The organism is Pseudotenacibaculum haliotis (genome assembly GCF_042684245.1).
GTDB lineage: Bacteria > Bacteroidota > Bacteroidia > Flavobacteriales > Flavobacteriaceae > Polaribacter > Polaribacter haliotis_A.
In genome coordinates this window covers 630,409-653,584 of record NZ_JBHULH010000004.1, presented here as the reverse complement: position 1 = coordinate 653,584, position 23,176 = coordinate 630,409, and the positions used below count along the sequence as shown (strand labels likewise).

The following is a 23,176-nucleotide window of genomic DNA, read 5'->3' as shown; positions in this document are numbered from 1 at the left end:
TAAAATTAGTAAAAAGAACGTAAAAACAAAGGATTACTTCTTACTAAATGGTATTAAATATGAGATTGTATAGTTAAAACCAAACCCTGTATTGCTGGCATATACTCTGTTAAAACCGGGAGCAAAATGCGTTTTGAAGTTTGGAGGATCTTGCACACTTACCATGATTTTGTATGAGCCACTGATTCCTACAAAAATATTGTTGTAGACTTCAGCTTTGATTCCTACCATGATTTCTGTCCAATGTGCATTTAATCCTGTAGTAGTTATAGGAGTGGTAATGGTTTGAGAATCAAATACAGGATTTCCGGTATTGATCTCATAGCTATTTAAAGTTTGTTCAAATGTGGCAAAACCATAGCGAAATCCAAGATAGATTTCGTTGTTCATGTCTAGCCAATTCTTGTAGGAATTGTAATTTACTCCCAATCGAATATAATTTCCTTTTGCGGTAGAATTTGTAAAGTCTTCTTGGGTTGTTTTTTCTTCAAATCCAATTTCAGAGGCGATGTACCATTTTTTTGAAATTCTGTAATCTCCTACAAATTCAAATCCTTTATAGTCGCTTTGTAGCATTCCTCTGATTGGTTTGCTTATATCAACTCCTAAACGTAAACCGTAGTTTGTTTTGTATACAATTGTATCTTTCTGTGTTTCGTCAGCTTGCTGTGCATATACATTTACACAAGCCAAGACGAGAAGTAGGCTAATGAAATATTTGTACATGTGCTGCTGATTCATTTTCTATGCTGGTTACTGTTGTTGGTGATATGGTTGTAATCCAGTTGGTAATAACTGGGGTAAAGGTAACATTGTTAAAAATGGCCTTGAAACCACAAGATCTTGAAACAAATACTTCTTGTGTTGTGTAGTCGATAGTGATCTGATCTTGAATTGTTCCATTCGAAAGATTATAAACTGTCTGACCACTTGTGACATCTAAAGGAATAGCAATAGAATCTGTAACGGCATTTACAACAACACTATCTCGACCTTCTGGCCATACATATAAATTACTTACTGATTTTAATTCGGCTTGATCATTAGCATCGTAAAAACGAATGACCAAATTAGGTGTAACGGGATCTACACAGAAGTCGTCTTTTTCACAACCAATTATGGATAGTGACAGTAGTAATATGAGGTATAGATATTTTCTCAAGATGGGTGAAATTAAATGTTTATGAGTTTATATGCTACTAAGTTGGGATTTTTTTAAAGAATTTAACATCGTAGTTATAACTTCAAGGTGTTTTCTTAACTTTAAATATTCATCGTTAGATATGTAACGAAGTTCTTTAGAGATTATGATTTGATTTAAAACTTCCATAGCAGAGCTAAAAGAAACAGTTGTAAAATATGCTTTATCTTTTTTTGTACTTCTAGAAGTACCTTCGGCCAAATTTGAAGCAATTGAAACAGAAGCTCTCCTTATTTGGCTAGATAAACCAAACTTCTCTTCTTGAGGAAAACGCTTTGTAATATCGTAAATCATTTTAACTAACTCTAAACTTTGCTTCCAAACATTTAACTTCTCAAATGAATATATTTTCATAGCTTTTTTATACAAACTAAAAACTAATTACACATATAAACAAATAAACCGATACACTTATAAACTCATCCGTCCATAAACGAACAAATAAGTTCAAAGGTTTACCCTTTCTCAAACAAAACAACAGTTTCAATATGAGCTGTGTGTGGGAATTGATCAACCAAACTGATTTTTTTAAGCTGATATCCATTATTTACTAGCTCTACAGTATCTCTAGCTTGCGTTGCAGGGTTACAAGAAACATATACAATTCTATCGGCATTTAAAGCAATGATCTTAGAAAGTGTTTTAGGAACAATTCCTGCTCTTGCAGGGTCTAAGATGATAGTTCTTATCTTGTTCTTGTATTCAGGATGCTGGTATAAGAACTTTCCTACATCTGCGGCATAAAACTCCAATCCTTCAATGTGATTCCTTTTCGCATTCTTTTTTGCGTCCTCAATAGCAGAGGCAACAATATCTACACCTATAATCTTTGTATTCTCACTTCTAGAAGCCAAGATCTGACCAATAGTTCCTGTTCCGCAAAAGAGATCCATAACTACAGTGTTATCAATAGCTTCCCTTTTTTCTAAGGCATAATCAATCACCTTAGAGTAGAGCTTTTCAGCAGATTTTGGATTGGTTTGAAAAAAGCTTTTCATGCTGATCTCAAAATTCAACCCTAATAATTCTTCTACAATCTTATCTTTTCCTGAAACCAATGTAATGCTTCCTGACGTTGCAATAGTTCTATCACCCGTTTCATCGTTGATTGTGTGTAATAAACCTGCAAAACGCTCTTCAAAAATATCTTTTAAAAGAGTAGAAAAAGCATTCAGATCAAATGAAGAAAGTCCATCTGAAGTAGTAACCAAGTTGAACAGAAGTTCATTGGTTTTATAGGATTTACGTACCACAAAGTAGCGGAAAAAACCTTCTCTTCTAGGGCCATGCCAAGGTTGAAGTCCGGTATCTTCACAATAAGTTCTAATAACACGAATACTATCTTCTACCTGTTTGTCAAACAATCCGGAGTCTTTTTCAAGATTATCTCCCATCCACCAAGTTCCACGTCTTTTAAAACCTAGGGTGAACTCATCGATATCCGTTTTGTTTTCTCTGTCGTAACCGATAGCAGAAAACCCGTATTCCATCTTATTTCTGTAATGAAATAGGTTAGGAGAACTCACAAACTCATCAAAGACATCTTCAATATTCTCAACTTTACCAATACGTTGAAATAAAGAAAGTGTACTCTCTTTTTTGTATTTGTGCTGAAGTTCTATGGGTAATTGAATGTAGGGAGCTCCAGGAATATCCTGATAAGGAACTTCAACTTCATCTTCAGAGGGAATTAACACATCCATCAATTTACACTCTGCATACTTCTTACTCGATTTCTTTACCTGAGCTTTTACAGTTTGTCCCGGCAATGTATTGGGAACAAATACTACAAACTCTCCTTTTTCAGAACGAATTCTGGCAATTCCTTTTCCTCCAAAAGCATAGTCTTCGATCTTTAGTTCTAAGATCTGTCCTCTTTTTACAAACTTGTTTCGTTCTCTTCTAGGCATTATTTACAGAATAATTTAGGTCTGCAAAATTAGGAAAAGATATGCTTACTGATGTTAGAAACTCTAACATTAATCATTACTTTTAAAGGAAAATGAACCTTTTTCTTTGAGAGCCGTCTATGGTTTGAAGATCTTCATGAAGAAAAATAAGTACATATCTGACGCTTCCTTGATCAAAAGTTTCCGAGAAGGAAATCAAAAAGCACTAACAATCTTAGTTGAAAGGTGGCATACCACATTTTGCAGACTTTCTTATTGGTATACAAAAGATGCAGATGTAGCAAAGGATATAGCACAGGAATGTTGGACAACGATCATTCACAAAATGGATAGTATTCAAGAACCTGAAAAGTTCAAGAGTTGGGCAATTAGTATGGTCAACAGAAGGTCTATAGATTGGTTAAGAGCCAGTCAAAGAGAAAAGAGCAAGTTGCTTGATTTTCACAAAGAAAAGACAGCAACTATAATTGCTACAGATGACCAAAATAAAGAGAAGCAAAAGCTACAGCTTTTGCATGCTATACAAGAGCTGAATGTTGAACAACAGTATGTAATCAGATTGTTCTATTTGCAGAATTATACTTTAAAAGAGATTGCAGAGCTTACAAAAGTTTCAATTGGAACAGCGAAATCAAGATTGTTTCATGCGAGAGAAAAATTAAAATCAATTGTAAAAAATAAAGATCATGAAAAATAATTTAGAAGAAATTGATCAGTTGATCAAAGAAACATTAACAGAGCAAGAAACCAAATTTTATGACAGTTTAGAAGAACAAAATGCATTTCAAATGTTATGGGGTATATTTTCAGGAAAGAATAAATGGTTGATGATTTTAACATCTATCATTCAGGCAGCATTCTTTGGTTTGTTTATATACTGTTTGGTAGAGTTTTTACATACAGACGAAACGAATGAGTTGATTCGTTGGGGATTGGCCGGAGTAGTTTGTATTATGGCATCTTCTATGCTAAAACTATACGCTTGGATGCAAGTAGAAAGAAAAACGATTATCAGAGAAATCAAAAGAATTGAATTGCTTTTAAGTTCTATGTCGAGTAAAATTTCATAAATAGATTTTACAACTCATGAATATTTAGTAATTTGCAAGCCTTCAGGGATGATTTCTCTCCCACGCTGCTTTTTCGAGCCCTCGAAAGAATAAAGGTAGAGCAGGAATGGTTATTTTATCAATTTAAAAACATTTAAAATGGCTGTTTTAGACCACATTACTTCGCAAGAAGCAATTGAATTAGAAAACAAATATGGAGCGCATAACTATCATCCACTTCCGGTGGTATTGAGTAGAGGAGAAGGCGTGTATGTATGGGATGTTGAAGGAAAGAGGTATTATGACTTTCTTTCGGCTTACTCAGCAGTAAACCAGGGACATTGTCATCCAAAAATTGTTGGAGCAATGGTAAATCAGGCGCAAACGTTAACATTGACATCCAGAGCATTTTACAACGATATGCTTGGAAAATATGAGAAGTTTGCAACCGAATACTTCGGGTTCGATAAACTATTACCTATGAATACAGGAGCAGAAGCTGTAGAAACAGCTTTGAAGCTTTGTAGAAAATGGGCTTATGAAGTGAAAGGAATCGATGAAAATGAAGCGCAGATCATTGTTTGTGAGAATAATTTTCACGGAAGAACAACTACGATCATTTCTTTTTCAAATGATCCAGTAGCAAGAAAGAACTTCGGTCCTTTTACAAAAGGGTTTATCAAAATAGAATATGATAACTTAAAAGCACTGGAAGAAGCTTTAGAGAATAATAAAAATGTAGCTGGTTTCTTAGTAGAACCTATTCAAGGAGAAGCCGGAGTATATGTTCCTTCTGAAGGATATTTAAAAGCGGCTAAAGCTTTATGTGAGAAGCATGGTGTATTGTTTATTGCAGATGAGGTACAAACCGGAATTGCAAGAACAGGACAGTTATTAGCAGTTAATCACGAAGATGTAAATCCAGATATCTTGATCTTAGGTAAAGCATTGAGTGGAGGTGCGTATCCGGTATCAGCAGTGTTAGCAAATGATGCTATCATGAATGTGATCAAGCCTGGAAATCACGGTTCTACTTTTGGAGGAAACCCTGTTGCTGCAGCAGTAGCTATTGCAGCATTGGAAGTTGTACAAGAAGAAAGTTTAGCTGAAAATGCAGAGCGTTTAGGTCAAATCTTTAGAACAGAATTATCAGAGTTTGCAAAGGATAATGATTTTGTAACCTTGGTAAGGGGTAAAGGATTGTTAAACGCAATTGTAATTAATGATACAGAAGATAGTTCAACAGCTTGGGATATCTGTATGAAATTAAGAGACAACGGTTTGTTAGCTAAACCAACTCATGGAAATATCATTCGTTTTGCTCCACCATTGGTGATGAACGAAGAGCAATTAAGAGATTGTATCCGAATTATTACAGAGACAATTTCAGAATTTAAGAGATAAAAAAAAGAGCCAAACGGCTCTTTTTTTTATGTTGTTATAGATTTAGCAAACGTTCTTGCATTAACTCAGGATCTTGTAATGCATCCCAACCTATAGAAGAAATTAGCCATACAATAAAACCTAAGTAAATAAGATTTAAGATAATTCCAATAATTCCGGTAACAACACCAGCACTGGCATTTCCAACACTTTTGTATGCATCTGGGTTTTCATTAAAAATTTTCTTTGCTTTGGCTCCTAATATAACAGCTATGATTCCTAGTGGTAATCCAATAATACCATAACAGATACAAGTAACAATTGATAAAATCCCTAAAACAAGAGATGCCGTTGAATTTGGCAAGGTAGATCTTTCCATAAGATATTTTTTAGTTGATTAAATGATTCATTTTTATAAAGTAACTAATTACTATGATTAGTACATTGATGATTGCTAATGTAATAATAATTCGCTTTGAATTTTTAAATTTCATTTTGAAATTCAATAAAATAAACAATGCAAGAAGAAGAAGCGTATAAATTGCAGGGTACATTTTAAAGGCTTCTACAAACTCTCCTTTACTTAGTAAAACCAATGATCGTTGAATACCACAACCCGGACATTCTACCCCAAACATTTGCTTATTTAGACAGGGAAGAAGGTAATCTTCGGTTTGTAGCAACAGAAACTTCATTCTTACTTAAACATATCCATTCCGGGAATGTTTGGCATTCCGCTTTTAGCAGCTGCTGCCATTTCCTGTTCGTTGATCTCGTTTGCTCTTTTCAAAGCTTTGTTCAAAGTTAGAACTAAGTAATCTTCCAGTTCTTCTGCATCTACCAGCAAAGAATCATCAACCTGAATGCTTTTAATTTCTCTATTGGCAGTAACTGTTACTTTTATCTTACCACTGGTTTCTTCATCAAGCAAGACAGAATCTAAACGTTTTTTGGTTTCCTCAACTTTTTGTTGCGCTTGTTGCAACTGGTTCATCATTCCTGAAATATCTCCAAACATATGTACGTTATTTATAATATTCAGCCTCAAAAATACTCTTTTAAATCGGAAAAAATAAAGTAGAATAAAAATGAAAGGAATCTCTCATAATACTACGCTAATAAGTTTTATTTTTGCATCCGCAGATAAAAATAAATGTAGATGAAAACAAACGCTATCCCGCCTAAAGCAGAAAAACAATTAGAAGAATTAACGATTCATGGTCATACAAGAATCGATAATTATTTTTGGATGCGTTTGACAGACGAGCAGAAAACTGCAGAACAGAAAGATGAGCAAACGCAGAAAGTAGAAGCTTATTTGCATGCCGAGAACGATTATTTTGATGAGGTAACCAAAGACAGTAAAGAGTTTCAAGAAGCTCTGTTTCAAGAAATGAAAGGGCGTATCAAAGAGGATGACGAGTCTGTTCCTTACTTTAAAAATCAATACTTCTATATCACTCGCTTCGAGAAAGGAAAGCAATACCCTGTATTTTCAAGAAAAAAAGGAAACTTGGAAGCTAAAGAAGAAGTTCTTTTTAATGTGAATGATGAAGCAGAAGGGCATGAATACTTTCAATTAGGAGGATTAAATGTTAGTTCTAACAATAAATTGGCAGCCTTTGCTATAGATACTGTAAGTAGAAGGCAGTATATCATTCAGATCAAAAACTTAGAAACAGGAGAGATCTATCCTGATAAGATAGAGAACACTACCGGAGGTTCTGTTTGGGCAAATGATAATCAAACGCTGTATTATACTAAGAAAGACCCTATTACTTTACGTAGCCAGAAAATATTTAAACACATTTTAGGTACAGATTCTTCTGAAGATGTAGAAGTATATCACGAAGAAGACGATACTTTCGGAACGTATGTGTATAAAACAAAATCCAATAAATATATTGTTATTGGAAGTTACAGCACAGTTTCAAATGAGTTTAGAGTGCTTTCGGCTGATGAGCCTTCAGGCGAATTCAGAATCATTCAACCAAGAGAACGTGATTTAGAATATAGTTTGTCACATTTTGAAGACCATTTTTATATTCAAACCAATAAAGATGGAGCTAAAAACTTTAAATTAATGAAAACCCCTGTGGACAACACAGCCAAAGAAAATTGGGTTGATGTAGTTCCACATAGAGAAGGTACATTATTAGAAGACGTTTCTATATTCAAAGAATACCTTGTATTAGAAGAAAGAACTAATGGTTTAAGTAAGATCAGAATCAAACGTTGGGATGGAGAAGAAGACTATTATTTACCAATAGACGAAGAAACTTACTCAGTAGATGTGTATGCCAATCCTGAATTTGATACGGATGTATTTCGTTATTCTTACAATTCTTTTACAACCCCTACTTCTGTAATCGATTTTAATATGAAAGATCGATCCAAAGACATAAAAAAGGAGCAAGAAGTACTAGGAGGAAAATTTGATAAACAAAATTACATCAGTAAGAGAGTATGGGCTACTGCCAGAGATGGAAAAAAAGTAGCAATCTCATTGGTGCATCATAAAGATACAATTCTAAGCAAGGATACACCTTTGCTACAATACGCCTACGGTTCTTATGGCTATACCATATCAGACGGATTTTCTACCACACGGTTAAGTTTACTAGACAGAGGATTTGTGTATGCGTTAGCGCATATCAGAGGAAGTCAATATTTAGGAAGAGAATGGTATGAAGATGGAAAAATGTTGCATAAAAAGAATACATTCTATGATTTTATTGACTGCTCACAATATTTGATCGACAACAATTATACATCTTCAGATCACTTGTATGCCATGGGAGGTTCTGCCGGAGGATTGTTAATGGGAGCCATTCTTAATATGGCACCGGAATTGTACAACGGAATTGTGGCAGCCGTACCTTTTGTAGATGTAGTTTCTACCATGTTGGATGAAAGTATACCATTAACAACAGGTGAGTTTGACGAATGGGGAAATCCGAAAGACAAAGAATATTACGATTATATTTTATCTTATTCTCCTTATGATCAAGTAGAATCAAAAGAATATCCGAATATATTGGTTACAACCGGTTATTTCGACAGTCAAGTTCAATATTGGGAGCCAGCCAAATGGGTAGCAAAACTGAGAGAGGTAAAAACAGATACAAATATTTTACTATTAAATACCAATATGGATGCCGGTCATGGAGGAGCATCCGGTCGTTTTAATGCACTAAAAGAAACGGCAAGAGATTATGCCTTTTTCTTAGCATTAGAAGATAAGTTAGAAAAATAAATTAGTTTTGCACTCGTTACAAAGAAGCTCAATAAGTTTTTTTGTAAAAAAGAGAGAGAATGGATAGAAACAAAGGGGTATACAACAACTTATTAGAACTCGTAGGACAAACACCTATGGTTCAACTCAATCGTATTACTGAAGGCTTCCCAGGGAGGTATTTTGCTAAATTAGAAATGTTCAATCCTGGGCATTCAGCAAAAGACAGAATTGCCTTGCATATTGTAGAAAGCGCTGAGAAAAAAGGCATTTTAAAACCGGGTAGTACTATTGTTGAAACTACTTCAGGAAATACCGGATTTTCTTTGGCAATGATCGCCATGGTAAAAGGATATCAATGTAAGCTGGCGGTAAGCGATAAATCTTCAGTAGATAAGATAGACGGACTAAGAGCGATGGGGGCTGAGGTGTATGTTTGTCCGGCTAATGTGCCCGCAGATGATCCAAGATCTTATTATGAAGTAGCTAAGAGAATTCATAAAGAAACACCTAATTCTGTATATATCAATCAATATTTTAATGAACTAAATATTGAAGCTCACTACGAAACTACCGGACCAGAGATTTGGAAACAAACAGAAGGCAAGATCACACATTTGGTTGTAGCCAGTGGTACCGGAGGAACTATTTCCGGTTCTGCCCAGTACTTAAAAGAGCAAAATCCTAATATCAAGATCTTAGGAGTAGATGCAATGGGGTCTGTTTTAAAGAAATTCCATGAAACCGGCGAGTTTGATGAAAATGAGATCAAACCTTATAAGATTGAAGGATTAGGAAAAAACTTAATACCAACCGCAACAGATTTTTCTGTAATTGATGTTTATGAAAAAGTAAGCGATAAAGATGCAGCGTACAAGGCTAGGGAAATTATTAGAAAAGAAGGAATTTTTCCGGGGTATACTTGTGGAGCTGTAATGCAAGCAACACAACAGTATGCAGAAAAAGGATTTTTTGATGCAAATAGTGTTGTTGTAGTGGTATTTCCAGATCATGGTTCTCGCTATATGAATAAGATCTACAGCGATGTTTGGATGAAAGAACAAGGCTTCTACGATTCAGAACTTCCACAGAATAAACCCGCCAACTACGTAAAATAGAGAAATCGAAAACGATTTAGGTGTATAATTTGTTGATAATCAACACTTCTTTTTATTTGATTTACTCCTAAAAATTCGGTTACTTTGCACCCGCTAATGTATAGATTAGCTAAGAAAATGTTAAGAGCATGACGAAAGATTTATTTGAAAGAATTAGAGAAGAGAAAGGGCCTATTGGAAATTGGGCAGATAAGGCAGAAGGATACTATGTATTTCCAAAATTAGAGGGACCGATCTCTAATCGAATGTTTTTCAATGGCAAAAAAGTAATCACTTGGAGTGTCAATGATTATTTAGGATTAGCCAATCATCCAGATGTATTAAAAACTGATGGAGAAGCTGCAATGGAGCACGGAATGGCGTATCCTATGGGAGCAAGAATGATGTCCGGACACACCAAATACCATGAACAATTAGAACAAGAATGTGCTGAGTTTGTAGGAAAAGAAGCTGCTTATTTGGTAAACTTCGGTTACCAAGGAATGGTTTCTGCAATTGATGCATTGGTAGGAAAGAATGATATCATTGTTTATGATGTTGATACACATGCTTGTATTATTGATGGTGTTCGTTTACACCCGGGAAAACGATTTGTTTACAAGCACAACGATATTGAAAGTTTTGAAAAAAACATGAAGCGTGCTGTAAGAATGGCTGAGAAGACCGGAGGAGGTATTTTAGCTATCTCTGAAGGAGTTTTCGGAATGAGAGGAGAGCAAGGTCGTTTAAAAGAGATCGTTGAATTAAAGAAGAAATACAACTTCCGTTTCTTAGTTGATGATGCACACGGATTTGGAACTTTAGGAGAAGGAGGAAGAGGAACCGGTTTTGAACAAGGAGTTCAGGATGGAATTGATGTGTATTTTGCAACTTTCGCAAAATCGATGGCTGGAATTGGAGCTTTCTTCGCAGGAGATAAAGATATTGTACAGTATTTGCAGTACAACATGCGTTCGCAAATGTTTGCAAAGTCGTTGCCAATGCCAATGGTAAAAGGAGCTTTGAAGCGTTTAGATATGATCCGTACAATGCCGGAATTGAAAGATAAATTGTGGGAAAACACCAATGCTTTACAATCTGGTTTAAGAAATGCAGGATTTGATTTAGGTACTACACAAACCTGTATTACTCCGGTATATTTAAAAGGAGATGTGCCTGAGGCGATGGCTTTGGTACAAGATTTACGTGAAAATCACGGAGTGTTTTGTTCGATCGTAGTATATCCTGTAATTCCAAAAGGATTGATCATCTTACGATTGATTCCAACAACTACACATACACAAGAAGATATTGATGAAACGATTACTGCTTTCTCTGCAATTAGAACCAAATTAGAAAGCGGAGCCTATAAGCATGTAGATGCTTCTGTAGGATAGTAAGAATTCAAAATAAAAATAAAAACCGAGCAATCTGCTCGGTTTTTTTTATGCTTCTATTCATAATCATAATCGTGGTGATAATAATCGTGGAAATAGTGCTTGTGCCTGTCGTTTATATACTTCATCACATCTGATCCTGTTTTGAAATCAGGGCATACATGATGCTCTCCGTTTTCATGTTCATCCTGAATCGGTAATTGCGATGCATTATGCGCCATTACCATTTGTAAATGACTTGGAGTATCTTCTAATGTTGTATCATCTCCACTGGTTGGAGGTGTGATCTTTTCTAAAGGATTATCTGTTCTAGGTTTGTCTAAAGTCAATACATCAGAAATACAAGGAGCAGCTTTATCTCTTTCAGTTAAAGGATCTAGTCCAAATCTCTTTTGAATCGTTTTATTGATAGAGGTATGATCATAAGGAGTAGCACCTTCGGCTCTTATCACAGTACCTGCTTCGATTAGTGGAGAAATAAGAACAGTAGGAACTCTAGGACCAAAACGTTGGAAATTAAAGTTGTTTTGCCCAATCTTTCCGGGTTCTGGGTTTACTGCATTCTCAGGAGGAGAAACATGATCGTAACACCCACCGTGCTCATCATAAGTAATGATCAATAAAGTTTTATCCCAACAAGGAGAGTTACGAACAGCATCGTATACTTGTTTCATATACTGCTCTCCTTTAGAAACATCGTAATTAGGGTGTTGACTGTTTCCTTTAGGTCCCCATTTAGGCTCTAAGAAAACATGATTGGCCAATGTTCCTTCTTTAGCTGCTTGTTGAAATGCTGCAAAATCTCCAAAGTGGCTGTTTTGTGCATGGGTAATATCTGCGACCAGATTACGTACTAGAGGATCTGAGTCATATCCATAACAAGCCCACGTTTTTCCGGCAGCTTGAAGTGAGTGAAAGATACTTTTTGCAGTGTATACACTTTGTGACTTGTCAGAAAGTATTCCTTGAGAAGTAGACATATGCAAAAATGCTCTGTTAGGAAGTGTTTCTGTAGGGGCAGAACCAAACCAAGCATCACTTACAGCATACTCTTTTGCCAAAGTAGAAAGTACAGGAAGCATTTCAGGAGAATAACATCCCATAATATCTTTACCAGTAGGATTTCCAATAATCTTCCAACCACTATTAGGTTTCTTTTGCCAACCCAGCGTATAATCAAAGTTGGTTACAAAACCATCCATCTTAGCAGGGGTGATTGGATTAGGTTCTTTAATTGTACTGAATAATTGAGAGTTGGTATTAGAATATCCTTCCCCCGGATCTGCCAAAGGCATAAAATAAGGATTGGAAGTTTTGTTAGTAATAGGAAAGACAGGATGTTTGTTTCCTTGCTTGTCAAGGTTAAACTCTTTTCCTGTTAATCCGTCAAAGTCATGACCCAAAGGAGATTTATTCCCTTTATCTGAATAAAGATAGCCTAACATGTGGTCAAAACTTCTGTTTTCCATCATAACCACAACTATGTGTTCAATTTCGTTTAATTTATTTTTCATTCTGAATGCGATTTAGGGCTATCAAGTTAGTATGGTGTTTTGATAAAAAAACGAGTATTTATGCGTGTTTTTTGCATAAAAAAAGCCCATCATTTCTGATGGGCTATATTTTTTAGGTGAATACCTTATTTCTTTCTTCGCTTTCTTCCAAAACCTGAAGAGGGATTGTTATTTCCTCTTCTTCCACGATGTCCTCCATTTCCTCTACCACTTCCTCTTCGGTTACCACCATCTTTAAAAGGTCTTTTTCCTCGTCTTCTTCCGCCTCCTCCTGTAGGCTTTTCCTTTTTAGTGATTTCGATATTTACATCACGTCCGGAAAACTCAGGTTGGTTTTGAGCAAAAGCCTCTAAAGTTTGCTGTTCAAAATTTTTATCTACCTCAAAGAAAGAGAAGGTGTCTAAAATATCAATAGCACCAATATCTAAGGCTTCAGTAATATTTTGATCGTTGATCAATCCGATCAAACGAGCAGGGTTTAACTTATCTTTTCTACCTAAGTTGATAAAGAATCGCGTCATATTCTCAGAAGAACCTTTTCCGCTTTTTCCTCCTGAATCTTTGCTTAGATCATTTAAGTCCTGTGCATTTTCGTAATAAGATAAGAAAGTATTAAACTCTAAAGAAACAAAGCGTTGAATCAATTCCTCACGATCCAATCCGGCTAGTTTTTCGTAGATGTTAGGTAAGAAACCTTCGATTTCACTTTCGTTTACCTCAATTGTCTTTACACGATCTATTAAATGTAAAATCTGTTTTTGGCATACTTCATCTCCGGTAGGAATCATTTTTTGCTCAAACTTTTGCTTGATCTTGCGTTCTATAGGAGTAATCTTACCTTTTTCTTTCTTATTGATCAATACAATAGAAACCCCTTGGTTTCCGGCTCTTCCCGTACGACCACTTCTGTGTGTATAGTTTTCTATTTGATCCGGTAACTTATGATTGATAACATGCGTTAGATTGTTTACATCCAATCCACGTGCAGCTACATCAGTAGCTACTAACATTTGTATACTCTTTTGACGGAATTTTTCCATCACTGTATCACGCTGCGCCTGAGAAAGATCTCCGTGCAATGAATCTGCATTATATCCGTCAGCAATCAGTTTTGTTGCTACCTCTTGCGTTTCTCTTCTTGTTCTACAGAAGATGATTCCGTAGATATCCGGATTGATATCAGCAATCCTCTTCAATGCCGGGTAACGTGTTCTTTCAGAAACCAGATAATAGATATGCTTAACATTATCAGATCCTGTATTTTTTTCTCCTGAAGCAATCTCTACAGGACGAACCATATAATTCTTAGCAATAGCTTCTACTTCTCTTGGAAATGTAGCAGAGAAAAGTAATGTTTGCTTAGTGTCTGGAGTGCTGGCTAAAACCTTATCAAGTTCATCTTTGAACCCCATATTCAGCATTTCATCAGCTTCATCTAAAACCAACCACTCAACATTACCAAGCTTTAAAGCTCTTCTGTTGATAAGGTCTACTGTTCTTCCCGGTGTTCCAATAACTATTTGTGCCCCTCTCTTTAATTTTTTGATTTGCTCTTCAATATTTGCTCCTCCATATACAGTAACAACTTTCATGTTAGGAATGTACTTTGCAAAGTCTTGAATGTTCTTTCCTATTTGCACTGCAAGTTCTCGAGTAGGGGAAAGGATAATAGCCTGTGTATTTTGATTGGTTTCATCTGCCAATTCCAAAATTGGTAAACTGAATGCAGCGGTTTTTCCTGTTCCTGTTTGTGCAAAAGCTTTTAGATCGTCAGTTGAAGAAATAATCTGAGGAATTGCTTTTTCTTGAATTACGGTTGGTTTTTCGTAACCTAAATCCGTTAATGCTCTATTGATAGGCTCTTTTAAGCCTAATTCTAAAAATGTTGACATACTGTGTTTTTGTAGATCCACAGACGCCCACCTGTAAATCCTTGATTAATAACGACTTTGTTTTTAATGAGTTGGTTCTCAGTAAAAATCGTGCAAATGTAGGTTAAATTAAATGGATAATACTATAAAGTACTAGTTTTTGATCATCTTGTCTATCTGACCGTAGATATTACGAGAAGAAAGAGCCGCATATCCATTGGTGATGATTCCTTTTTTATTGATAAGTAAAGTACGAGGCATTTTACTTGACAAGAACTCATTAGCCTTGCTATTAGGACTAACGTAATACTGAGTTTTGATGTCTAATTGTTTGATGCGATCTTTACCATCTCCATCAATTTTTACACCAATAAATTTAACGCTAGGAAATTCTCTAGACAAGTATTTTACTCTAGCCCCAACATATTCTCTAGAAACATAATCAGGATTCCAGAAAAATAAGACAACATTCTTGCCTTTTATCAAAGTTTTAATACTTCTGTCAGTTTTATTATAATCTTTAACCTTGAAATTGTATATCTTCTTTCCTTTGTGAAGCTTTTTAGAGTCATTTAATAAAGACTTTATCAATCTCTTATCACTATCATTGCTGCTGAGTTTTAAGTAGGTGTTAAAAGCATCTTTATTTACATTACAGCTAGATTTTCTATAAAAATGACCAATCATAGTCTGCCTAAGAACAGCATTTCTGGTATATTCATTATTTACCTCGTTAGCTATAGTTTTTAGAAGACTTACAGTAAATTCATCAGAATCTAGATCGTGCCCTGCAGTATTTACTTTGTTGTACAGATGACTCAAAACAAAATCTCTGTATGCATAAAAATACATGATAGAATCTTTATCTAGAGAAACTTTACTTCTGTGACTGTAAAATGAGGCATTTACTTCTGTATGAGCTTCATTCTCATCTTTAATGGCAGAATGCGCCATTGGATAATTTTCTACTTTAGAGTACAAAGGATAGGTAAGTGCAATTTTGAGAATGTCTTTATAATTATCTGATTCTTCAGGATTTTTTTTATCAAACTCATCGTAAGTAGCAAGTCGTGTTTCTTCTATAGAATCTACTTTATTTCTAAATTCATTTGGAGGTAACTTGTACAATTTATAGAAAAGTTTATCATCTTTTTCAGATTCTAAAAAACAATCAATCAGTAAATTATTACGCTCTGCACCCTTTCCACTAAATACCAAAGACTCGTCAAAATCCCAAGTATTCAATCGAACTAAAAGACTATCTTGTGGTTCCAGATAAATATATTGATGTTCGTTACCGTGTTTAAAGTAGTATAGGCCTTCATTAAGAGCTGGTATTTCTCCTAAGAAGACATCGTTTTGATTTAAGTAAAAAGTATCCAAAACAACTTCGTTATCATACAAGATAACATGATCACATTTTGGATTAATTATTTTTCCTCCAAAATAGGTGATATCCTTTTCGGTTGCTCCAGTACAGCTCATAAAAACTGTAATGGTAAAAATAGCTATCAGTTTACTAAATCGTTCTATCATGTTCAATCTCAATCTCATTTTCAACAAACAAAAATAACTATCTATCTTCCGCTTTGTTGTTAATGGCATGTTAAAACAATCTTGAGTCACTTGGTTTTGTTAAAATTCGAGCTAAAATATGGAATTGAAATTAAAAATGAAAATTTCGCTGTTTAGCAGCCAAACATCTTTGCATTTCGGTTTAAAATCATAAATCTATTTCATACTTTTGCAGCAAAATTTAAAAGCAAAGCACTCAATGTTATCAGTTTCTAATTTATCAGTCCAGTTTGGAAAGCGTATTTTATTTGATGAAGTAAACACTAAGTTTGTTCAAGGTAACTGTTATGGAATTATTGGCGCCAATGGAGCAGGGAAATCCACTTTCTTGAAGATTCTATCAGGAAAAATGGAAGCCACTTCTGGTCATGTTCATTTAGAACCAGGGAAAAGAATGTCTGTTTTAAGTCAGGATCACTTTGCTTTTGATGAGCACCCGGTATTGGAAACAGTAGTAATGGGAAATAAAGAGCTTTTTGCAATTAAAAGCGAAATTGATGCATTATATGCTGATTATTCTGATGAGAATGCAGAGAAGATTGGTGAGTTACAGGTGAAGTTTGAGGAAATGAATGGTTGGAATGCCGATTCAGATGCTGCTGCTATGCTATCGAATTTAGGAATTAAAGAAGAGCTTCATTATACATTGATGAGTGAGCTAGACGGAAAACAAAAAGTACGTGTATTATTAGCTCAAGCATTATTTGGAAGCCCGGATGTATTGATCATGGATGAGCCTACCAACGACTTGGATTTTGAAACAATTGGTTGGTTAGAGAACTTCTTAGCTAATTATGATAATACAGTTATTGTTGTGTCTCACGACCGTCACTTCTTAGATGCAGTTTGTACACATATTTCTGATATTGATTTTGGAAAGATCAATCATTACTCAGGAAACTATACTTTCTGGTACGAGTCTAGTCAGTTAGCGGCAAAACAAAGAGCACAACAAAACAAGAAAGCAGAAGATAAGAAGAAAGAATTAGAAGAATTCATCCGTCGTTTCTCGGCTAACGTTGCAAAATCAAAACAAGCAACCAGTCGTAAGAAGATGATCGAGAAGTTAAATGTAGATGAGATCAAACCTTCTAGTAGAAGATATCCTGCTATTATTTTCAAAGCAGAAAGAGAAGCAGGAGATCAAATCTTAAATGCAGAAGGATTAGCTAAGTCTAATGATGAAGGAGTACTATTCCAAAATATAGATATCAATCTAAATAAAGGAGATAAAGTAGCTATTATATCTAAAAACTCAAAAGCTGTAACAGCGTTCTATCAAATCATTTCAGGAAATACACAAGCAGATTCAGGGAAATTTGATTGGGGAGTTACTACAACACAATCATATTTACCTGTAGACAACTCTGACTTTTTCCAAGATGGAAGTTTGAACTTAGTAGACTGGTTACGTCAGTATGCACAAACAGAAGAAGAAAGAGAAGAAGTATTCTTAAGAGGATTCTTAGGAAAAATGATCTTTTCTGGAGAAGAAGCACTGAAGAAGAGTAATGTATTGTCTGGAGGAGAGAAAGTACGTTGTATGCTATCTAGAATGATGATGAAGAGAGCTAACATTTTATTGTTAGATGAACCAACAAACCACTTGGATCTAGAATCAATTCAAGCATTGAACAATTCACTTATCAACTTTAAAGGAACAGTATTGTTCTCAACTCATGACCACGAGTTTGCACAAACAGTAGCAAACAGAATAATAGAGTTAACACCTAACGGAGTAATTGATAGATATTCTACTTTTGATGAATATTTAGACGATCCGAAAGTGAAAGAACTAAGAGAAAAAATGTACGCATAAATAGAAAAGGAAGCTGAAAAGCTTCCTTTTTTGTTTTCATAACATTCACCTCTAATTTTTTTTATATTTTCATAGGCTATTAATGTCCCTTAATAACTAACCTTGAAGAATTTAATTTTTAAAAGAACATTCTTTCTGAGGTCTATTTTTATATTGGTATTTTTTTGCTGCTCCTTTAATCTAATGGGTTTAGATTTTTCAGGAGTTAGCAATATTGTGTATCAAGATGTAGAAACCTTACATACCTTTAAAGGTAATACAGATCTCCCAAGCTTACTTTTGGGTGTTTTCTTTGGCCTCATGATCGTGATGGCTCTCTACAACCTACTACTATATTTTTCATTAAGAGATAGAGCTTATTTGCTGTATGTAGGAACTACTGTCTTTGCAATTTTAACGACTGTATCAACCAATGGTTTGGGAGATGAATATCTGTGGCCCAATCACCCAGGCATAGATAGTACAATTTATGTTGTATTTGCAGGAATTAGTATGGCTTTTTCTAGCAGGTTTGCAGCCCTTTTCTTGCAACTTAAACTCTATAGTAAACGATTAGATCAATTAATGTGGCTTATTTGCGCACTAGGAATACTCGTTTCTGTACTTACAATAATTTTAGGTATAGACCCCATAAAGGAGTTTGTTCGTTGGATTGTTTTGCTCTCGTTTCCTTCATACATAGTTACAGGTTATATCATTTACAGAAAAAACTACAAACCGGCAAAGTTCTATTTGATTGCTTGGGTACCCTATGTGCTAGGGCTTTTAACGAGAACAATGCATGGAGCAGGTTGGTTGCCAACAAACCAACTGGTATTATCATCTATAGAATTGGGTGGGGCTCTTGAAATTGTACTGTTATCATTTGCTTTGGCATACAGGATCAAAGAAATGAAAAGAGAATTGTTAGAAAAAGAATTAGAAAAAGAGCAGTTTAAAACCAAATTACTGAAAGATCAAAAAGTAATTTTAGAACAACAAGTTGAAAGGCGTACCAAAGAGCTTTCAAGAGCAAATGCAACAAAAGACAAATTCTTTTCAATTATCGCTCACGATTTAAGAAACCCGATGATCGGTTTACAAGGTGTTGGCCAAAAGTTGGAATATTTCATTAAAAAAGACCGTCAAGAGAAACTCTTAGAAATGGGAGGGCAGATTGATCGATCTATAGATCAATTAAATCATTTACTCAACAATTTACTCAACTGGGCAGTATCACAAACCGGAGGAATCTCTTACAACCCGCAAATACATCAAGTAGCTCCTTTAATTCAAGAAAATATTGATTTATATAAATCATTAGCTAAATCAAAAGAAGTAACGTTGAAAAATGAGATTGTAGAAGGTGAGCTCTACGCAGATTTGAATGCCGTATCTACGATTATTAGAAATCTACTGAGCAATGCAATCAAATTTACTGAGAATAGAAGTACTGTTCTTTTGAAAGCTCATGAGAGTGATAACATGATACACATAACAGTTAGAGATCAAGGAAAAGGGATGTCTCCAGAAATGGCTCAGTCACTTTTTAAGAGCAATGATTTTGAAACTACAATAGGAACCAGAGGAGAAAAAGGATTTGGATTGGGATTGAGATTGTGTAAAGAATTTACAGAAATGAATCAAGGAACAATTTCGGTAGAAAGCGAATTTGGAAAAGGAACAAGTTTTACTGTAAGTTTTCCTATAACCATCAAAATTACAAGTGCTTAGTATTACGCACCAAAAATTGTATGTTTTATGGACAAAATTTAGCCGTTGGCAATCAAACTTTAAAATGAATGATAGTTTTAATAGACCTTTAGAATGAATAAAAGCAGTGATAAACAAATTAAAAGAAAGATGAAGATCTTAATTGTAGAGGATGAAGCAAACTATGCTGACACTTTGGAAATGTTTGTTGAAGAGTTAGGTTATGAAACTGTTGGAGTTGCTTCTCAAGGAAAATTAGCCATGTCTTTATTTGATGAACACAACCCGGATTTGGTGTTGATGGATATCAACTTAGAAGGTGAGTTGTCAGGAATAGATCTGGCTAGAATATTTCAAGGCCAACGCCCAACCCCGATTATTTTTATCACTTCTTTTGACGACAAAGAAACGTTTAGCAAAGCCAAACAAACCGGACCTTATGCTTATTTAATCAAACCATTTGAGCCTGCAAGACTTCAAAGAAGTATAGAGTTGGCTTTACAGCATGCTTATGCTGATGGAGATCAGGTGTTTGATAATCAGGAAGAAGTGTTATTAGCAACTTCTTGTTTCTTTGTGAAGGATCGTAACAAGTTGATCAAAATACGACTAGAAGAGATACTATGGGTTGAGGTAGAAGATAAGTATTGTATGATTCATACAAAAGATAGAAAATTCACTTTGAGACAATCTCTAAAAGATTTAGCTAAAAAGCTGGATGCATCAATCTTTGTACAAACACACCGATCTTATATTGTAAATGCTTCTGAGATAGAAGATATCGATTTGAGTCTTTTTGTAGTGAGAATAAATGGAACAGAAGTTCCTTTAGGCCGCGCTCACAAAGACGAATTCATCAAACGATTACAAATGTTATAAAAGATAATTAACAAATCCCCATTACTTACATACAATGAGAAAATTAGAGGAATCAGATTTACAAGTAGGAGATATTTTAATCTTTGAAAACGAAGATTTTAGTTATCTGAAGTTTTATAGTTTACTTCCTAGTTGGGAGGATAGTGGCGATAAAGAAAAGTGGATGCCCGCAGCTTTTTATCTACTCTTATACATGATTCCATGGTTTGATCCGGGAGATGACCCAAAGAACTATAAAAATATTTACCATGCAGCTATTTGGGGAAATGTAGATGTGAATAGAGGTAAAATGGGAGCACCTGTAGAAAATTTGAATAGAATTGTACAAGCTGGTACTCATGGAATTGGTCAAGCATCTATGGATAGTACATTAAAAGGACCCGGAGTGAAAAATATTTACGTATACAGACGTAAAGGAAACCCTTCTGATTTTGAAACATTAATCACCAATGAAACGAGAGCTTTTTACAATGACACATCTATCCCTTACGCATATAAAACGGCCTGGTTGTTGGCAGTAATTTGCACCTTAAGATATCCGGACGGGAAGCTAAAAGAACTACTTCTTAACTATATGCCTGCCTATGCAGCAGATATGATGATCTTGATCATCCAAGATTGGATCAACGACTATAATGCTCATCATGAAAAAGAGATGGTCGTTTGTTCAACCTTAGTATCAATGATCTATAAGAATGCTGGTTTTGAATTGGATGTAGAAGTTCTAAAAGAATCAAAGTCTCTAGCAATTCCTCAACCTTTCAAAATAGATCAAAACGAAACAGTTACAGTTCCAAGTATAGAGCTAAAAGGAGTGGATGCAAAAGGAACCATAGTTACACCAAGGCAATTGTCTGAATCTCGAGATGTAGAAGAAGTAGGGTACTTACCTTTTAAAGGCTAAATGTTTCGTGAAAATGTATCTGCATTTTTTCGTTAATGATTCACCTCAATAAAAGATATACATTCATTATACTATTTTGAAGCCCCCAAGAAGAATTTTGTTATGCCTTTTCATGTGTTTGTCTGCATTACTTTATGGGCAAAATACAGAAAACCTAATCAAAGAAATTTCTGTTTTTAAAGATGTTGAAGAGCAGTTGCTTATTAAAGATATCGAAAAAATAGAGTTTACTTCAGTAAAAGATAAAGTCATCAATCTAAATGATGGAGTATTTTGGTATAAGGTAGAATTGAGTGATTTAGAGAAAGGAAAAACAATTGTTTTTGATATCAGAGAAAATACGATCAAAACAATCGATATTTTTCAAGGAGGGAAGAAAATAGCTGACCGTAACAACGATATGGGAATTACCAATACAGCTATTAAGATAGAAAATGCAACGGGCAGCACGTTTTATGTGAAAGTACGGTTTTACCGTCAGGTGTTTTTTCCTTTAGCAGTAAGTTATTTCTCTGCTTATGAGAAAAATGCAAAGATTCGATTGTTAAAAAATGGGTTTTACTATGGGTTTGTAATCATGGTGTGCATTATAAACTTGTTCTTCTATCTGTCTTTAAAAGACAAAACATTTTTGTACTACTGTTTGTTTGTAGCAACAACGAATATAGGAATCTCAGATTATGATGGTTTTTCAAAATTATGGGTAGTAGAATCAATCTCAGATCATATCAATGTATTCTCACATTTTTTGATAGCCCTTACGGGCGCTATGTTTGCTACAGTCTTTCTAAACCTGAAGACTTTTGTGCCTAAAAGCTTATACAGAGGAGCTGGATTGTTGTTGTTACCACTTATAAGTTATGGAATATACCTACCAACTCACAACTATGTTTTTTATGCTTTAGGAGATACTTTCTGTTTGTTGGTGTTGGCATACTACTGGGGGCTGGGAGTATATGTACTCAAAACCGAGAAGTTTGCAAAATTCTTTGTAATCGGGTATAGTTTAGTCCTTTTTTCAGCATTGTTATTTGTAATCCCTCAAGATTTAGGAATTTCCGTTTTTTCGGTTACAATTGGTCATGTAAAGTTCGGAGCCTTATTTGAAATGTTGATCTTAACTTACGCAACTACGTATAGAACTAAAATCTTAAAAGAGAAAAACGAACAAATGGGGACAGAGTTGCAAAGTTATATCGGCCAAGTGATGCAGTTAGAAAACTCGCTGCAAACACTATCAGATATAAAAGACGAAGAAGAAACATTGCAAGTAGAAGAAAAGTTATTAAAAGTTGCTGAAAAGAATGAATTAACTGATAGAGAAACCGACGTTTTATTATTAATTGCCAAAGGATTCAATAACCAGCAAATTGCAGAAGAATTATTTGTTTCCGTAAACACAGTGAAGTATCACATCCGTAATATTTACGAGAAATTAGATGTTAAAAAGAGAACAGAGATCACTTCAAAACTACTGTTCAACGTATAAAAACACTGTTTTTTAATTTTTAACAGTTTTTGTGCTTACGGAGCTAAGGCAAAACTCCGAAAAAATTGCAATTCACGACCTACCTCTGTTGTTTGCGCACATAGTTTCATTTCACATTACAGATTCACAGACCTTTACCTGTATATGTGTGTGTTTCATAC

Annotated in this window: 21 protein-coding genes; 11 read left to right on the top strand and 10 right to left on the bottom strand. The window is 34.8% G+C overall.

The genetic code is table 11. The features are described from left to right. Positions 1–33: 33 nt before the first annotated feature. From ACFSRZ_RS10975 to rlmD, 4 genes are all read right to left on the bottom strand, one after another. Positions 34–726: a DUF6048 family protein gene (locus tag ACFSRZ_RS10975; protein WP_379666603.1), complete on the bottom strand. Its 693-nt coding sequence runs from the start codon at positions 724–726 to the stop codon at positions 34–36. Further along, on the bottom strand, positions 707–1,162 hold the full coding sequence (locus ACFSRZ_RS10970) for a DUF6452 family protein (protein ID WP_379666602.1): 456 nt from the start codon (positions 1,160–1,162) through the stop codon (positions 707–709). Before ACFSRZ_RS10970 ends, ACFSRZ_RS10975 begins: the two co-directional genes overlap by 20 nt. Before the next feature lie 27 nt (positions 1,163–1,189). After that, positions 1,190–1,555 carry a four helix bundle protein gene (locus ACFSRZ_RS10965; RefSeq protein WP_379666601.1) on the bottom strand — a complete coding sequence of 122 codons (366 nt, stop codon included), beginning with the start codon at positions 1,553–1,555 and terminating at the stop codon, positions 1,190–1,192. Positions 1,556–1,656: 101 nt separating this feature from the next. Beyond that, the gene (gene rlmD / locus ACFSRZ_RS10960; protein WP_379666600.1) at positions 1,657–3,111 is read right to left on the bottom strand and encodes a 23S rRNA (uracil(1939)-C(5))-methyltransferase RlmD; all 1,455 of its coding nucleotides are present in this window, start codon (positions 3,109–3,111) and stop codon (positions 1,657–1,659) included. 136 nt (positions 3,112–3,247) lie between these two features. On the opposite strand from rlmD, the gene ACFSRZ_RS10955 reads away from it, so the two are divergent. From ACFSRZ_RS10955 to rocD, 3 genes are all read left to right on the top strand, one after another. After that, complete coding sequence (locus tag ACFSRZ_RS10955; protein WP_379666599.1) at positions 3,248–3,808, top strand: RNA polymerase sigma factor; 561 nt, start codon at positions 3,248–3,250, stop codon at positions 3,806–3,808. Further along, positions 3,798–4,181, top strand: a complete 384-nt coding sequence (locus tag ACFSRZ_RS10950; RefSeq protein ID WP_379666598.1) for a DUF6768 family protein — start codon at positions 3,798–3,800, stop codon at positions 4,179–4,181. Before ACFSRZ_RS10955 ends, ACFSRZ_RS10950 begins: the two co-directional genes overlap by 11 nt. A 138-nt stretch (positions 4,182–4,319) precedes the next feature. Continuing rightward, on the top strand, positions 4,320–5,564 hold the full coding sequence (gene rocD, locus ACFSRZ_RS10945; protein WP_379666597.1) for an ornithine--oxo-acid transaminase: 1,245 nt from the start codon (positions 4,320–4,322) through the stop codon (positions 5,562–5,564). A gap of 34 nt (positions 5,565–5,598) precedes the next feature. Here rocD and ACFSRZ_RS10940 read toward each other — a convergent pair whose 3' ends face one another. The 3 genes from ACFSRZ_RS10940 to ACFSRZ_RS10930 are packed head-to-tail and all read right to left on the bottom strand — an operon-like array spanning position 5,599 to position 6,561. Then, complete coding sequence (locus tag ACFSRZ_RS10940) at positions 5,599–5,922, bottom strand: CCC motif membrane protein (RefSeq protein WP_379666596.1); 324 nt, start codon at positions 5,920–5,922, stop codon at positions 5,599–5,601. A 10-nt stretch (positions 5,923–5,932) separates the two neighbouring features. After that, complete coding sequence (locus ACFSRZ_RS10935) at positions 5,933–6,238, bottom strand: DUF2752 domain-containing protein (protein WP_379666595.1); 306 nt, start codon at positions 6,236–6,238, stop codon at positions 5,933–5,935. Positions 6,239–6,240: 2 nt separating this feature from the next. After that, positions 6,241–6,561, bottom strand: coding sequence for a YbaB/EbfC family nucleoid-associated protein (locus ACFSRZ_RS10930; RefSeq protein ID WP_379666594.1), 321 nt, complete (start codon positions 6,559–6,561; stop codon positions 6,241–6,243). Between the two features lie 141 nt (positions 6,562–6,702). Here ACFSRZ_RS10930 and ACFSRZ_RS10925 point away from each other — a divergent pair, with 141 nt between their 5' ends. The 3 genes from ACFSRZ_RS10925 to ACFSRZ_RS10915 all read left to right on the top strand — a co-directional run bounded on the left by ACFSRZ_RS10925 (position 6,703) and on the right by ACFSRZ_RS10915 (position 11,272). Then, the gene (locus ACFSRZ_RS10925) at positions 6,703–8,799 is read left to right on the top strand and encodes a S9 family peptidase (protein ID WP_379666593.1); all 2,097 of its coding nucleotides are present in this window, start codon (positions 6,703–6,705) and stop codon (positions 8,797–8,799) included. A 59-nt stretch (positions 8,800–8,858) separates the two neighbouring features. After that, complete coding sequence (locus ACFSRZ_RS10920) at positions 8,859–9,896, top strand: PLP-dependent cysteine synthase family protein (RefSeq protein ID WP_379666592.1); 1,038 nt, start codon at positions 8,859–8,861, stop codon at positions 9,894–9,896. Between the two features lie 128 nt (positions 9,897–10,024). Beyond that, the gene (locus ACFSRZ_RS10915) at positions 10,025–11,272 is read left to right on the top strand and encodes an aminotransferase class I/II-fold pyridoxal phosphate-dependent enzyme (protein ID WP_379666591.1); all 1,248 of its coding nucleotides are present in this window, start codon (positions 10,025–10,027) and stop codon (positions 11,270–11,272) included. Positions 11,273–11,328: 56 nt separating this feature from the next. On the opposite strand, the gene ACFSRZ_RS10910 is transcribed toward ACFSRZ_RS10915, so the two are convergent. The 3 genes from ACFSRZ_RS10910 to ACFSRZ_RS10900 all read right to left on the bottom strand — a co-directional run bounded on the left by ACFSRZ_RS10910 (position 11,329) and on the right by ACFSRZ_RS10900 (position 16,211). After that, positions 11,329–12,786: an alkaline phosphatase family protein gene (locus ACFSRZ_RS10910; protein ID WP_379666590.1), complete on the bottom strand. Its 1,458-nt coding sequence runs from the start codon at positions 12,784–12,786 to the stop codon at positions 11,329–11,331. Between the two features lie 125 nt (positions 12,787–12,911). Continuing rightward, the gene (locus tag ACFSRZ_RS10905) at positions 12,912–14,678 is read right to left on the bottom strand and encodes a DEAD/DEAH box helicase (protein ID WP_379666589.1); all 1,767 of its coding nucleotides are present in this window, start codon (positions 14,676–14,678) and stop codon (positions 12,912–12,914) included. A gap of 132 nt (positions 14,679–14,810) precedes the next feature. Continuing rightward, positions 14,811–16,211: a hypothetical protein gene (locus tag ACFSRZ_RS10900; RefSeq protein ID WP_379666588.1), complete on the bottom strand. Its 1,401-nt coding sequence runs from the start codon at positions 16,209–16,211 to the stop codon at positions 14,811–14,813. Between the two features lie 220 nt (positions 16,212–16,431). On the opposite strand from ACFSRZ_RS10900, the gene ACFSRZ_RS10895 reads away from it, so the two are divergent. From ACFSRZ_RS10895 to ACFSRZ_RS10875, 5 genes are all read left to right on the top strand, one after another. Continuing rightward, positions 16,432–18,051, top strand: coding sequence for an ABC-F family ATP-binding cassette domain-containing protein (locus ACFSRZ_RS10895; RefSeq protein ID WP_379666587.1), 1,620 nt, complete (start codon positions 16,432–16,434; stop codon positions 18,049–18,051). Positions 18,052–18,234: 183 nt separating this feature from the next. After that, positions 18,235–19,764, top strand: a complete 1,530-nt coding sequence (locus tag ACFSRZ_RS10890; protein ID WP_379666586.1) for a sensor histidine kinase — start codon at positions 18,235–18,237, stop codon at positions 19,762–19,764. A gap of 129 nt (positions 19,765–19,893) precedes the next feature. Next, positions 19,894–20,622 (top strand): LytR/AlgR family response regulator transcription factor, encoded by a 729-nt coding sequence (locus tag ACFSRZ_RS10885; protein WP_379666585.1) that lies wholly within the window; start codon positions 19,894–19,896, stop codon positions 20,620–20,622. Between the two features lie 34 nt (positions 20,623–20,656). After that, entirely contained in the window at positions 20,657–21,526 is an 870-nt protein-coding gene (locus ACFSRZ_RS10880; RefSeq protein ID WP_379666584.1) for a hypothetical protein, read from the top strand. A 118-nt stretch (positions 21,527–21,644) separates the two neighbouring features. Further along, positions 21,645–23,015, top strand: a complete 1,371-nt coding sequence (locus ACFSRZ_RS10875; RefSeq protein ID WP_379666583.1) for a 7TM diverse intracellular signaling domain-containing protein — start codon at positions 21,645–21,647, stop codon at positions 23,013–23,015. Positions 23,016–23,176: the final 161 nt, after the last annotated feature.

Coding starts and splice junctions, on each gene's coding strand:
- ACFSRZ_RS10975 (WP_379666603.1), bottom strand. CDS start 726: ATGTACAAATATTTCATTAGCCTACTTCTCGTCTTGGCTTGTGTAAAT.
- ACFSRZ_RS10965 (WP_379666601.1), bottom strand. CDS start 1,555: ATGAAAATATATTCATTTGAGAAGTTAAATGTTTGGAAGCAAAGTTTA.
- rlmD (WP_379666600.1), bottom strand. CDS start 3,111: ATGCCTAGAAGAGAACGAAACAAGTTTGTAAAAAGAGGACAGATCTTA.
- ACFSRZ_RS10955 (WP_379666599.1), top strand. CDS start 3,248: ATGAAGAAAAATAAGTACATATCTGACGCTTCCTTGATCAAAAGTTTC.
- ACFSRZ_RS10950 (WP_379666598.1), top strand. CDS start 3,798: ATGAAAAATAATTTAGAAGAAATTGATCAGTTGATCAAAGAAACATTA.
- rocD (WP_379666597.1), top strand. CDS start 4,320: ATGGCTGTTTTAGACCACATTACTTCGCAAGAAGCAATTGAATTAGAA.
- ACFSRZ_RS10940 (WP_379666596.1), bottom strand. CDS start 5,922: ATGGAAAGATCTACCTTGCCAAATTCAACGGCATCTCTTGTTTTAGGG.
- ACFSRZ_RS10935 (WP_379666595.1), bottom strand. CDS start 6,238: ATGAAGTTTCTGTTGCTACAAACCGAAGATTACCTTCTTCCCTGTCTA.
- ACFSRZ_RS10930 (WP_379666594.1), bottom strand. CDS start 6,561: ATGTTTGGAGATATTTCAGGAATGATGAACCAGTTGCAACAAGCGCAA.
- ACFSRZ_RS10925 (WP_379666593.1), top strand. CDS start 6,703: ATGAAAACAAACGCTATCCCGCCTAAAGCAGAAAAACAATTAGAAGAA.
- ACFSRZ_RS10920 (WP_379666592.1), top strand. CDS start 8,859: ATGGATAGAAACAAAGGGGTATACAACAACTTATTAGAACTCGTAGGA.
- ACFSRZ_RS10915 (WP_379666591.1), top strand. CDS start 10,025: ATGACGAAAGATTTATTTGAAAGAATTAGAGAAGAGAAAGGGCCTATT.
- ACFSRZ_RS10910 (WP_379666590.1), bottom strand. CDS start 12,786: ATGAAAAATAAATTAAACGAAATTGAACACATAGTTGTGGTTATGATG.
- ACFSRZ_RS10905 (WP_379666589.1), bottom strand. CDS start 14,678: ATGTCAACATTTTTAGAATTAGGCTTAAAAGAGCCTATCAATAGAGCA.
- ACFSRZ_RS10900 (WP_379666588.1), bottom strand. CDS start 16,211: ATGAGATTGAGATTGAACATGATAGAACGATTTAGTAAACTGATAGCT.
- ACFSRZ_RS10895 (WP_379666587.1), top strand. CDS start 16,432: ATGTTATCAGTTTCTAATTTATCAGTCCAGTTTGGAAAGCGTATTTTA.
- ACFSRZ_RS10890 (WP_379666586.1), top strand. CDS start 18,235: ATGGGTTTAGATTTTTCAGGAGTTAGCAATATTGTGTATCAAGATGTA.
- ACFSRZ_RS10885 (WP_379666585.1), top strand. CDS start 19,894: ATGAAGATCTTAATTGTAGAGGATGAAGCAAACTATGCTGACACTTTG.
- ACFSRZ_RS10880 (WP_379666584.1), top strand. CDS start 20,657: ATGAGAAAATTAGAGGAATCAGATTTACAAGTAGGAGATATTTTAATC.